At 65.1% G+C, this 12,508-nt stretch carries 11 protein-coding genes; 4 read left to right on the top strand and 7 right to left on the bottom strand.

What is annotated here, in order from left to right; translation table 11 throughout:
* Positions 1-38: 38 nt before the first annotated feature.
* From FB390_RS08400 to FB390_RS08390, 3 genes are all read left to right on the top strand, one after another.
* Positions 39-1,013 (top strand): SMP-30/gluconolactonase/LRE family protein, encoded by a 975-nt coding sequence (locus FB390_RS08400; protein ID WP_141808451.1) that lies wholly within the window; start codon positions 39-41, stop codon positions 1,011-1,013.
* Positions 1,014-1,098: 85 nt separating this feature from the next.
* Positions 1,099-1,788 carry a ZIP family metal transporter gene (locus FB390_RS08395; protein ID WP_141808450.1) on the top strand — a complete coding sequence of 230 codons (690 nt, stop codon included), beginning with the start codon at positions 1,099-1,101 and terminating at the stop codon, positions 1,786-1,788.
* Between the two features lie 105 nt (positions 1,789-1,893).
* On the top strand, positions 1,894-2,703 hold the full coding sequence (locus tag FB390_RS08390) for a DUF6585 family protein (protein WP_246123918.1): 810 nt from the start codon (positions 1,894-1,896) through the stop codon (positions 2,701-2,703).
* Between the two features lie 129 nt (positions 2,704-2,832).
* Here FB390_RS08390 and groL read toward each other — a convergent pair whose 3' ends face one another.
* Positions 2,833-4,458 (bottom strand): chaperonin GroEL, encoded by a 1,626-nt coding sequence (groL, locus tag FB390_RS08385; protein WP_097245505.1) that lies wholly within the window; start codon positions 4,456-4,458, stop codon positions 2,833-2,835.
* A gap of 239 nt (positions 4,459-4,697) precedes the next feature.
* Positions 4,698-5,000 carry a hypothetical protein gene (locus tag FB390_RS08380; RefSeq protein WP_141808449.1) on the bottom strand — a complete coding sequence of 101 codons (303 nt, stop codon included), beginning with the start codon at positions 4,998-5,000 and terminating at the stop codon, positions 4,698-4,700.
* A gap of 280 nt (positions 5,001-5,280) precedes the next feature.
* Here FB390_RS08380 and FB390_RS08375 point away from each other — a divergent pair, with 280 nt between their 5' ends.
* The gene (locus FB390_RS08375) at positions 5,281-5,955 is read left to right on the top strand and encodes a suppressor of fused domain protein (protein WP_141808448.1); all 675 of its coding nucleotides are present in this window, start codon (positions 5,281-5,283) and stop codon (positions 5,953-5,955) included.
* A gap of 42 nt (positions 5,956-5,997) precedes the next feature.
* On the opposite strand, the gene FB390_RS08370 is transcribed toward FB390_RS08375, so the two are convergent.
* From FB390_RS08370 to FB390_RS08350, 5 genes are all read right to left on the bottom strand, one after another.
* Positions 5,998-6,396, bottom strand: coding sequence for a hypothetical protein (locus FB390_RS08370; protein WP_141808447.1), 399 nt, complete (start codon positions 6,394-6,396; stop codon positions 5,998-6,000).
* A gap of 149 nt (positions 6,397-6,545) precedes the next feature.
* On the bottom strand, positions 6,546-7,283 hold the full coding sequence (locus tag FB390_RS08365) for a Clp protease N-terminal domain-containing protein (protein WP_141808446.1): 738 nt from the start codon (positions 7,281-7,283) through the stop codon (positions 6,546-6,548).
* Positions 7,284-7,412: 129 nt separating this feature from the next.
* Complete coding sequence (locus FB390_RS08360; protein WP_141808445.1) at positions 7,413-8,498, bottom strand: NAD(P)/FAD-dependent oxidoreductase; 1,086 nt, start codon at positions 8,496-8,498, stop codon at positions 7,413-7,415.
* A 224-nt stretch (positions 8,499-8,722) separates the two neighbouring features.
* Positions 8,723-11,260, bottom strand: a complete 2,538-nt coding sequence (locus FB390_RS08355) for a P-loop NTPase (protein ID WP_141808444.1) — start codon at positions 11,258-11,260, stop codon at positions 8,723-8,725.
* Positions 11,261-11,619: 359 nt separating this feature from the next.
* Positions 11,620-12,507, bottom strand: coding sequence for an RNA polymerase sigma-70 factor (locus FB390_RS08350; RefSeq protein ID WP_141808443.1), 888 nt, complete (start codon positions 12,505-12,507; stop codon positions 11,620-11,622).
* Position 12,508: the final 1 nt, after the last annotated feature.

Below are 12,508 nucleotides of genomic sequence, written 5' to 3'. Positions count from 1 at the left end.
GACATTCTTCAATGTGAGCACATTCGAAAGGTCCCGGCATGTCCCGCACGCGCACCCTCCCGATCGCCCTCCTCACGCTCGCCGCGCTGACGGCCTGCGGCTCGCCCGACGCGGCACCGCGGGTAACCACCGCCTACGAATTGCCAGGTGACCGCGTCTATCCCGAGGGCATCGCACTGGACGCCCGCACCGGCGACACCTACGTCGGCTCGTACAGCACCGGCGCGATCTACCGCGCCACGGCCGACGCCGAGCGGGCCGAGGTGTTCCTGCCGGAGGGCGCCGACGGGCGAAAGACCGCGAACGGATTGAAGGTCGACGGATCGGGCCACCTGTGGGTGACCGACTCGACGGTAGGAGTCGCCGTGTACGACATGGCTTCTCGCGCGCTGCTCGCCCGCTTCGACGTGCCCGGCGCCGAACCGCGCTTCGTCAACGACGTCGTCATCACCCCGGACGGCACCGCCTACCTCACCGACAGCGTGCGCGCCGTGGTCTACCGGGTCACCCCCGAGCAGGTGCGCGCGGCCGCCGCGCAGGGCGGACGCGCCGAATTGGCACCGCTATTCGAGCTCGGCGGCGTCATCGAACCGCGCGAGCCAGCGAGTTTCAACCTCAACGGCCTGGTCGCGGACCCGTCCGGGCGGTACCTGCTGGTGGTCGACATGGTCGGCGGCGACCTCTATCGCGTCGATCTCACCGCCGACGCGCCGATCCGGAAAGTCGAATTGCACGGCGGGGATATGACGAACGGCGACGGTCTCGAGCTGCGCGGCGACACGCTGTGGGTCGCCCACAACACCACCGACACGATCTCGCGCTGGACACTGACCGAGGACGGCGCGTCCGCGCGGCTGGCGGAACAGCTCACCGACGAGACGTTGGACATTCCAACCACTTTGGTGCGCGACGGCGAGCGCGTGCTGGTGGTCGCCTCGCAGTTCGACAAGGGTGGGCCGATGGGTCCCGGCACGCCGAGCGCCTTCCGCGTCGTCTCGGTCACCGGCATCTGAGCGAGTTGCCTTGTCCGGGCGCTCGACTGGCCCGGACGGCGCAGGAGCGAAGCCGAAGCGGCGCTTTCCCTTTAGGGTGAGGCGCATGCTGAAGGCACTGCTCTACGGTCTCGGCACCGCGGTACCGCTGCTGGTCGGCGCGGCCATCGGGCTGCGCTGGTCGCTGCCGAAGCCGCTGCTCGCGTCGCTGATGGCGTTCGGCGCGGGCACCATGATCGCGGCGGTGTCCTCGGAACTGTTCGAACCGGCCTTCCACCAGGCGGGCGCGGTGATCGCCGGGGCGGCGTTGTTCGCGGGCGCCGGTGTCTACGTGGTCGCCAACCATCTGATCGAGACGAAATTGGGCGCGGCGGCCATCGGCTGGGCGCTGATGCTCGGCACCATCCTGGACGGCGTGCCGGAGAACACCGCGCTCGGCGTCTCGCTGACCTCGGGCGGCGGGCTGGTGCTGCTGGTCGCGGTGGCCGTGGGCAACGTGCCCGAGGCCATCGGCGGCGCGGCGCTCATGCGCAGCGAACACGGATTCGAACAGGCTCGCGCGTTCGGGCTGTGGGCGGCGACCGGCGCGGTTCTCGTCTTCGTCACGGTGCTGGGAAACAGTCTCGCGGACAATCTCTCCGACACCCATATCAGCGCCGTGCAAGCTTTCGCGGGCGGCGCGACCATCGCCGTTTTGGCCGATTCGCTCATGCCGGAGGCGTATCGCGAGGGCGGCTGGTGGGTCGGAATGGCCACGGCGGCAGGTTTTCTGGTCGCCTTCGTGCTCCAGGGGTGAATACGCGATGACACCGACGCGCGAATTCACCGGGGGTTGCGGTAGCGATATTCGGTCCGGTGGAATACGCTTCGCGCGGATGAAAACCGCCTCATGGAGGGACTATTGACCACTCCGAGCATGCCGGAGGACGGTGAAGGCGGAACCGGCGTCCGGCGCACCATACCGTTGTCGCAGCTGATACACCTGATGGCCGAGTACGAAAAGCTCGGCACACACCGCCAAACATTTCTCCCCGCACCGGTGAGCGACACCTTCGTGCGCGGGTGCGGGATCGTCGCGGGCGGGCTCGCGGCCGTCGGTGTGATCTGTGCCGCGGTCGGATCCTTCGCGGGCGGAGTCGCCGTCGGCGTCGTCGCACTGCTGCCTGCCACGCTGGCCTCGGTGCGCGGGCGGCAGAACCAGCAGAACCGCTCGGCGCGGCTCGATCTGTTCGATCACGGCATGACCGTGTACCGGTCCGGCGAGCAGATCGCCGGATTCCGATGGGACACCGCCGAAGTGCGCCAACAGGTCATTCCGTTCCAGAACACCTCGCGCGTCGAGTATTCGCTGGAGATGAGCGGACCCAACGGCGCGCACGCGGCCTTCGACGACACCGAGTTCGCCGACGCGCGCGAATGGGGCAGGGCGATCCAGTCCGCCATCACCGGCACCCAACTGCCGCGCGCGGTCCTGAGAATCGACAACGGCGAAACCGTCCACTTCGGCGATATCGGCCTCGACTTGGTCGCCCTCAGCTTCCGCAATCAGGTCTATCCCTGGGACCGCATCCAGCTCATCGACGCCCGCAGCGGACTGGTCCGCATCAAGGTCGACGGCACCTGGATCTCCCTCGCCCCCGTCGCCGCCATCCCCAACTTCTACATCTTCAACGAACTAGCCGAACGCCTCCGCCTCCCCGCCACCGCCTAGCCGCGAGGGAACGCGAACGAATCGCTCGGGCGCACAGCGCGGTAGCGGCGCTCCCGAAAAACGCGGAAGGCCGGTCCACCCGAGGGTGGACCGGCCTTCGTGACTAGCGAGAACTCGCTGATCCGGGGATCAGAAGTCCATGCCGCCCATGCCACCGGTCGGGTCGCCGGCGGGAGCGGCGGCCTTCTCCGGCTTGTCGGCGACGACGGCCTCGGTGGTCAGGAACAGGGCCGCGATGGAGGCCGCGTTCTGCAGAGCCGAGCGGGTGACCTTGACCGGGTCGGCGACGCCGGCGGCCAGCAGGTCCTCGTACTCGCCGGAGTCGGCGTTCAGGCCGCTGCCCGCGGGCAGGTTGGCGACCTTCTCGGCGACCACGCCGGGCTCGAGGCCGGCGTTGAACGCGATCTGCTTCAGCGGAGCCGACAGCGCGACCTTGACGATGTTCGCGCCGGTGGCCTCGTCACCGGTCAGGTTCAGCGCGTCCAGCGCCGGAGCCGACTGCAGCAGGGCCACGCCACCACCGGCGACGATGCCCTCTTCGACGGCGGCCTTCGCGTTGCGGACGGCGTCCTCGATGCGGTGCTTGCGCTCCTTGAGCTCCACCTCGGTGGCCGCGCCCGCCTTGATCACCGCGACACCGCCGGCCAGCTTGGCCAGACGCTCCTGCAGCTTCTCACGGTCGTAGTCCGAGTCGGAGTTCTCGATCTCGGTGCGGATCTGCGCAACGCGGCCCTTGATGGCCTCCGCGTCGCCCGCGCCCTCGACGATGGTGGTCTCGTCCTTGGTGACGACGACCTTGCGCGCCTGGCCGAGCAGCTCGACACCGGCGGTCTCCAGCGAGAGGCCGACCTCTTCGCTGATGACCTCGCCACCGGTCAGGATGGCGATGTCGGCGAGCTGCGCCTTGCGGCGGTCACCGAAGCCCGGGGCCTTCACGGCGACGGACTTGAAGGTGCCACGGATCTTGTTGACCACCAGGGTCGACAGGGCCTCGCCCTCGACGTCCTCGGCGATGATCAGCAGCGGCTTGCCGGCCTGGATGACCTTCTCCAGCAGCGGCAGCAGGTCCTTGACGGTCGAGACCTTCGAGCCGACCAGCAGGATGTACGGGTCCTCGAGGACCGCTTCCTGACGCTCCGGGTCGGTCACGAAGTAACCGGAGATGTAGCCCTTGTCGAAGCGCATGCCCTCGGTCAGCTCCAGCTGGAGGCCGAAGGTGTTGCTCTCCTCGACGGTGATGACGCCTTCCTTGCCGACCTTGTCCATGGCCTCGGCGATCAGCTCACCGATGGACGCGTCGCCGGCCGAGATACCGGCGGTGGCGGCGATCTGCTCCTTGGTCTCGACCTCCTTGGCGGTGTCGAGCAGCTTGGCGGTGACGGCCTCGACGGCCTTCTCGATGCCGCGCTTCAGACCCAGCGGGTTCGCGCCGGCCGCGACGTTGCGCAGGCCCTCGCGCACCAGCGCCTGAGCCAGGACGGTGGCGGTGGTGGTGCCGTCGCCCGCGACGTCGTCGGTCTTCTTGGCGACTTCCTTGACCAGCTCGGCGCCGATCTTCTCGTACGGGTCCTCCAGCTCGATCTCCTTGGCGATGGAAACACCATCGTTGGTGATCGTGGGGGCGCCCCACTTCTTCTCCAGGACGACGTTGCGACCCTTCGGGCCCAGCGTCACCTTGACCGCGTCGGCGAGGCTGTTCAGACCCCGCTCGAGACCGCGACGGGCCTCTTCGTCGTACGCAATTGTCTTGGCCATTGCGTTGAGATCCTCCATTAGTAATGGGGCTGACACACAGGACGACCCCTTTCGGATCGCCCCATTTACGCTGGCCAGGTTCGGTGCCCGCGACGGACGACCGAGGGTGTCGATGAAACCCGGTCTCACCGTCCCGACCCTGGCACTCACAGGTCGAGAGTGCCAAAGCCATTTCTAGCACTCGAGGGTGTCGAGTGCAAGGTCCGGGCCTCCCCCGGTGCGCTGTGCGGTCCCCGTTCTCAGTGCCGGTCGTCGATGCGCAGGAATAGCGCGACAAGCGCGTCGGTGCGACGGTCCTCCGGCGTCCTGGGTTCCTCGTTGTCCACTGTGACGAGCTCGGCGTCGTGCAGCAGTAGTTCGGCCTCGATGCGCATGACGGCCCGAATGAACGGTGGCGCCACTTCGGGCGGCAGATCACCGTTCACGATGTATTCGCCGTCGGGTCCGGATTCTGTCGACACATAGGACAGAGCGCGCAACAAGTCGGCCCGGCGTTCGCCCGCGACTAGGTCGGAATCCGTATCAGTCGATTCATCCGCCATCGCTATAGCTTAGCGGTCGACGGTGACACACCCTGGTCGAGCAAGCAGGCAGCACACCGCGCTCCGCCATCGTCACCGGGGATCGGCGGCTGGGGGCTGAGTCTGCGGGAATTTCCACCCCCGCCGACGCCTTACGAGACGCAGCCGGACGAAGTCCGTCGACAGCCCGCGCACGGCCGGAGCGAAGGCGGAGGTACGCCTCCAAGACGCAGCCGGACGAAGTCCGTCGACAACCCGCGCACGGCCGGAGCGAAGGCGGAGGTACGCCTAAAGTGACCGGGTGAGTGTTGGACCCGGCCGGGATGCGATCGATGGCGCCCTGGCACAGCTGTACGGCGAGCTACAACCGGTGCACTGGACGGTCGGGCACCCCTGGTCACTGGGCGGGCCGGACCCGTTGGAGGGTGTCAGCGCGTACCCGCGGACCGACCCGGTCCCGCATTGGCATTACGTCGGGTACGGCATGAGCGAGCTGGGCGCGAAGGAATGGGACGACCCGGACGTCTCCGGGTGGGGATTCGAGTTCACCTTTCGACTGGCGGGCGATCCCGCCGAAACGCAGGCGCCGATCTGGCCCGCGCACTTCTTGCAGAACCTCGCCAGGTACGTCTTCCAGTCGGGCAAGTGGTTCGAGCCCGGCCACACCATCAAGGCCAACGGCCCCCTCGCCGCGGACCGGCCGGACTCGGCGATCCAAGCCGTAGGCTTCGTCACCGATCCGGAACTCGGCAGCATCGCGACGCCCAACGGCCGGGTCGCCTTCCTGCAAATCGTCGGCCTGACGATGACCGAGTACCAGGCCGCGCTCGGCGGGAAGCTGCTCGCACTGCTGGACGGTCTCGCGCCGCGGCTGCCGCTGTTCGTCACCGATATCGACCGGGAATCACTGGTCGCCGCCCCTAAGCCGCAGGCACAGTGGCCGCGGTGGGGCGGCGGGTTGCGCGGGCGGGCGTAGCTCCCGTGGCCGGTGACGCACTCTCGCGCGGCCGGACGACACCTACAGCTCGCAGAGGACGTACCACTGCCCGTCGGTCGTGTCGGTGTCGTACCGGTTGTCGCGAATCTTCGGTTCCCACCCCGACTGGTACGGCACCGCCAGGTCGAGCCAGCCGTTGCGATAGACGACGTAGGCGCGGTCCGCGTAGACCCAGCCCGCGTTCTCGAACCCTTCGAGGAAGCCCGCGAAGGAGAACGAATGCTCCTGCGACACAGTGTCTTCGTCCGCATCGGCCCACTGGTAGGTGTGATAGTAGAAGTAGCCACCCCAGTAGTCGATGGTTCCGCTACACGTCGTGGTCACCGAACCGGTCGACGACCACGCGTGCGCCTGCCCCGCTCCGAAGATCGCCCCGAGGCCGAGAACCGACGCGAGCAGCAGGATCCGAAAAGCTTTCACGACTCCCCCTTCTGAATGAAGCCCGCCGCTGGGCGCTTCGGGCTCGATATGCATTCAGAGTAGGAACCGCCACTTGGCGCTCCCTTAAGAAAGTCATGTTCTTTCGGGCATTAATTACGCTGCGGCGCTGTGCGAATGGGCTGATGCCCTCAAGGCTTCTGGGCGGCGATCACCGAAAGCAGTTCCACCAGGTGCGCTTCGGTTTTCGCCTTGTCCATGCCGAGGTCGGTCAGCAGGCCCGCGCCGTTCTCCTGTTCGAGGATGGCGAGCAGGATGTGTTCGGTGCCGATGTAGTTGTGGCCCAGGCGAAGTGCCTCGCGGAAGGTCAGCTCGAGCGCCTTCTTGGCCTCGGGATCGAAGGGCACAAGACCGGTGGGCGCCTCGTCGCCGGATTCGGCGGGCGGCAGCGCGGCGGTCGCGGCGGCGCGCACGTCCTCCAGATCGAGTTTCGCGGTCAGAATCTCTTTGGCCGCAAGGCCTTCCGGCTCGCTCAGCAGGCCGAGTACCAGGTGGGGCAGTCCGATGAGCTTGTTGCCCGCGGTGAGCGCGGCCTGCTGAGAGGCCATCACCGCCGCGCGGGCGCGGGGAGTGAACTTGGCGAATCCCGCGTTCGGATCCATCGCGGCCGCGTCGGCCGGATCGCCGGGACCCTTCGCGACGAACCGCTTCTGCGCGGCCTGCTTGGTGACGCCCATGCTGGCGCCGATGTCGGTCCAGGACGCGCCGGAGCGGCGGGCCTGGTCCACGAAGTGGCCGATCAGGTGATCGGCCACTTCGCCCAGATGACCGGCGGCGATGACGGCGTCGGAGAGCTGCTCGAGCACGTTGTCCGGCCGAGCCTTCTTTATGGCGGAGATGAGGTCGTCGAGACGAATCGAAGAAGTCATGCGTCAACCATAGGTTGACGACGTCGCACCGTCAACCGCTAGTTGACGATCTTGGTCGCAGTCTCGGCGCTGACTACCGGACCTGTGCGGCAGAGGATCGCCGCGGCCGCGACAGATCCGGCCACGGCCCTACCGCAGCCCGGCCCCCGCCGCCGCACCGCGCACGACGAGCTCTTTCACCCCCGCCCCGAAACGACCGCGCAGCACGGTCCGCGCCGGGGTGTCGTCGGCGCGCAGAAACTGGATGACCGCATCCCGTCGCCCGAGACCGATGCACTGGAAGACGTAGCGGAACCGCAGGTCACGCGGGTCTTGCCCGCGCATCCGCGCCGCGACCACGTCGGCCGCGTACTTCCCGGTAGGCAATGCCGTCGCGCAGGCCATCCGCAGCGACCGCCCGCCCGGACCGGCGACGACCGCGCTGTCGCCCGCTGCGTAGATGTCCGGATGCGAGAGCGAGCGCAGCGACTCGTCCGTCAGCACCCGGCCCGCGCCGTCCACCGCGAGACCGGCGCGGGCGGCGAGATCGGGCACCCCGAACCCGGTGGTCCAGACTGTGGTGTCGGCCGCGACAAATTCACCGTTCGCCAGCCGGACGCCGTCCGCGGTCACCTCGACCACCTTCGCGTCCGCGCGAATCTCGACACCCAAACGCTCCAGCACTTTCCGGATGTGCGCGACGGCCGTCGCCGAGAGCCAAGCGCCGGGCTCGTCGGGACCGAGCAGCAGCACGCGCGAATCCGGCTGGGACTCGGCGAGTTCCGCGGCCAGCTCGATGCCGGTGGCGCCCGCGCCGACGACGGCGACGGTTCCGCCCGCGGTCCATGTCGAATCCTCCGGCGTCGCGACAGTTCTCGCGAACTCGCCGGCGCCAGGGACGCCGACGGGATCGGCGAGGCTGCCCAGCGCGTAGATCAGGACGTCGTAGTCGATGGCAGCACCGCGATCCAGCTCGACCCGCTTGCCGACGGTGTCGATGTCCGTCGCCCGCGCCTGGACGAAACGAATACCCTTGCGCTGCAGCAGTTCTGCCAAGTCCCAGCGACGTATCCGCTGCCCGGCGACCTGCTGGTGCAACCGCACCCGCTCCACGAACTCGGCCCGCGCGTCGACAACCGTGACCCGCGCGTCCCCGGCGCGCCCGGCCAGCCGCTTGGCCGCGGCCAGACCCGCGTACCCGGCTCCCAGAACGACGATGTGCTGATTCCCGGTCATGATGGTGGCTCCTCTCGTTGGCCGATACCACCCAGACTGGGTAGGCCCCCGATTTCCTGACAGCCCGCGGCATGAGCCGCGTCACACGGGAGAACAGCTACGCCCGAACGGCACGTAGCAGGACTGCCGAACTCGCGTAGTCCGAGCCTCCTTGCCTTTCACAGCGTGAGATGTACCGCAGCCCAAGCCCGCTCGAGGCGGTGTAATCGAGAGAGCCCGCGCACTTACCATTCACCAATAGAAGGCGGCTGCCTCGAGAGCACATGTCGAGATTGTATAGTATCGAATTCCCCAGTACGCACAAAACGAAGCTGCATAAACAACCCATATAATTCAGACACTGTGTTGTACTCGGCAGTTTGCCGAAGGCTCGAACTGTCGAGGCACGATTTGTATATCGTAGCGATATCAGCTTCCAGCGCGGTGAAATCGTCTTGAAAATCGCATTCGTCGACCGCTCTACTGATCAGCTCTCGATACAACAACAAGGTCTGCCGAAACCGGTTCAGCAGCACAACGCCGTTGTTCGGCGTCAACGACTCCGCCGCGATGAGTTCGTCACGTCCTTGCCCGTATAGATCCCACGATTCCGGACTACCGGGCTTTACGTCATTATAACTTCTGAGAATCAGAAGTCTCCCGAAAGTAGTACGTCGCCGTACGTCTTTGGGAGCCAAGTCGACCGCTTTGGCAGCGTAGGAAGTCGCCGACACATAGTTCCCAGCCAATTGGCACGCAATCGACCGTTGCTCCCAGAAAGCCGATTCGTGCGAGTAGGCCTCTGCTATTTCGTCGTAAATGTATTCGAGCTTCGACTTACGAACAACCGACATCAGCCCCCGAGCGCGCATAGTCGCCCGAAGAATGCGATACTCGAGATTGCGAGTTTTCCGTGTCCGCCTATTCACATAGGGAGCCAGCGATACCATCATCGATATCAAGGCATTGATTATTACATCTTCGTGGATTGCAGCACGGATCGAGTTGATTGCAGACGACCGGTAACGGCAGGTCAGGCGACCACCTTCGATGCTGACGAGTTCGGTGAACTCACGGGCTTTCGAGAGGTTCCGGAAGTCGCGCGACTGCACCCCGATCGACTGCGTAAGAAAAATAGGCATCGCATATCCGAAGCTGTTCAGGAACGATGCGAGGAATACAACGAGCCGCGCGTTGTCATCGGGCAGAGCTTCGAACTGAGGACGAATTCTATCCCGGTATCCCTGCCCGAACTCGAGCTCGCTCATGACATCGAATACGTTTCGATTCTCCCACTGGTTCACCAGAGAAGCGGTCCCCATTCCATGAAACCGGGCATAACGCCCATGTCTCCTGACATGTTCGACCAGGATGCGAGCACTTCTTCTGCTCAGCCGATCCAGTCCGGTAACCGAATGGCGGTCGTGGACCGTCAGATACTTGGCCGGAATATCTTCGATGACGATCTGCCGACGCGAGGATCGCTCCAGCGCGAGTACTACTATCTTGACATTGCGCCGCTCGGCTTCCTCCAGAAGCATGTAGACATCCTGAGAGAAGTCCGCAACGCCATCGTACAGAAGGAGGGATGGACCGCGGCCCTCCAAGACGGCGATTGTGGAAGAAACGTCGATTGTCTGCTCGCCGCGAAACTTGAATACGGAATATCCGGCTTCGACCAATCTGATCGCGGACGAATAGGCGCCACACGTCTTGCCCGAGAGGTTCGATGAGAATACGACATGCATGCATTGGCGCATGCCTCCTGCAAGATCCGCTTCCACTTTCTTGCCGATTGACTCATGCCAATCGAATGCGGCGATCTTGCGATTAACCGCGTCATCCCACAACGGCTCGAATCCTAGAAAGAAGTCGTGCCCTGGAGGCGAATAGCTGTCGTTGAGGCTCAGGATGTCGAACCGGGAAGCGAATGTGGCGATATGATGACTCGCCGCCGCTGTCGATTGCCATTGATAGCGCGCCGTTTGCCGAGTCTCTGATGTCAGGTCGAAAAGTTCTTCCGCCGCCGAAGAAGCGTCGAGCTCGATGCCGACTAGATTCCTGATCTCGAGCTGCTCGCGCATATCATCGCGAATCGTCCGGGTGATGTACAGCGATGGCGACTTTCCGATCGGCTGCTTTACTCGAATGGCTCGCGCAAGATCGTACTCGGCAAACAGGGTAGCGCCGATGGTTATGAAAGGAGAGCCGACCCAAGAATTGAAGAACAACGGGATCCAGCTGCGTTTGTTCTCGATGGTATTGACATAGTCCGTAATGGAGAACACCAAATCCAAAGGGCTGCCCGGGCGGACTTTTCCGTGCAGATGAACGACTTGCAGCCCGAAATCATCGACTATGTCATCCGTCCACGAGTACGAGGCGCTGAGAAGCTGCCCTTGTCCGTTGGGATCACCATAGACCTGCTCTACCACATCATCGACATTGAGCGTCCATATCCTCTTCCATATGCAAGACCTGATCTTGTTCATCCACGGACTGGGCTGGCAGTTGGTGAATCGCGACGCAAAATATTCTTCCAACAACTTCGGATTGCGCTCGATCGCTATGTCGTAGGCGTCGGCGAGATTCGATTGCCTGGTACCGCTGATATCATTTATCTCCGTAGTCAGCCCAGCTGCCAAAGGAAGGTTTCGACCGCTGCTATCGGTCGAATCGCAGCTCGCACCGGCGCCGAGTAGTAGGCTGTATTTTCCGTGACGGAAGTCGGCGACGAATCGGTCACGCAAAGAAGCAGGTATCTGATCGACGATACTTGGCATCGAACCTCCGGAGTTTCCTTCACCGGTTTATACCATGTCGGACCTCGGGCGACTGCCGCTTTCGGTCGATACATCAATACGGAGCATGCGCTTCAGCAACCTAGGGAAGTGCCGCCGGCAAAAGCCCAGCGTGCAATGCGTCCGTGGAGTGATGATGCAAACGGAAACCATCGGCTATAGATCATTTTGAGCGACCGACCAGCATTAGATCGTCCGCGCGGGATCAGGCCATTTATGGCGCTCCGATCAGGGGCGTGTTTCGAATGCAAGGCTTGCAATTCGAAATACTCGAATTCGCGACCCGAATGCCAGACACGGTCGGTCGGCGCACATGCGACGAGCCGCGTGACATCGGACGGCTACGAAAGCCGCCCTGCGGCGGCGAGGTAGGCCAGCTTGTCGGGGTTGACGACGAGTAACAGCTCATCGACGAGATCGCCGTCGAGCTCGAAACCGACCATCAGCATCGGATTTCCGGCGACTCGCACGACCACGGACAGGGCGCCGTTGACCTCTTCGATCCCGATCTCCATGCCGGGGACCGCCCAGCGGAACAGACCGGCGAGGTAGCGTGCGACCCGGTCGGCGCCGTGCACCGGCCGCCGCGCGGCGTTGATCCGGCCGCCGCCGTCCGCGGTGGCGGTGACATCGGCGGCGAGCATCCGCCCGAGCTCATCGATCTCGCCGGAACGCGCCGCGTCCAGGAAACGCTGGATCAGCGCTCGCGCGTGGGCGGGTTCGATCGCGAAGCGGGTCCGGCCGTCGCGGACGCGCTGACCGGCCCGGCGGTAGGCCTGCTGGGAGGCCGCCTCGGTGAGGTCGAGCATGTCGGCGATCTCGCGGTGCGCGTACCCGAACGCCTCGCGCAGCACGAAGACGGCGCGCTCGACGGGATTCAGCCGTTCCAGCGCGGTGAGCAGCGCCAGCGAGACCAGTTCGCGTTCCTCGACGGTCTCCAGCGGACCCAGTTCACCGTCCGCGGTGGGCACCGGCTCGGGCAGCCACGGACCGGCGTACGTCTCGCGCCGCGCCCGCGCCGAAACGAGCCAGGTGCGGCAGAGATTCACGACGGCGGTGGTGAGCCAGGCCTCCGCGGACCGGATGGTGGCCCGGTCGGTGCCGTCCCAGCGCAGGTAGGTCTCCTGCACCGCGTCCTCGGCTTCGGTCGCCGAGCCGAGCATGCGGTACGCGAGCGCGAACAACCGCGGGCGATGCGCCTGGAATTCGCGCAGTCCGTCGGGTTCCACA

This window comes from Nocardia bhagyanarayanae, from assembly GCF_006716565.1.
In the GTDB taxonomy this organism is placed as follows: Bacteria; Actinomycetota; Actinomycetes; order Mycobacteriales; family Mycobacteriaceae; genus Nocardia; species Nocardia bhagyanarayanae.
This window is presented reverse-complemented; position numbering and strand designations above follow the sequence as displayed.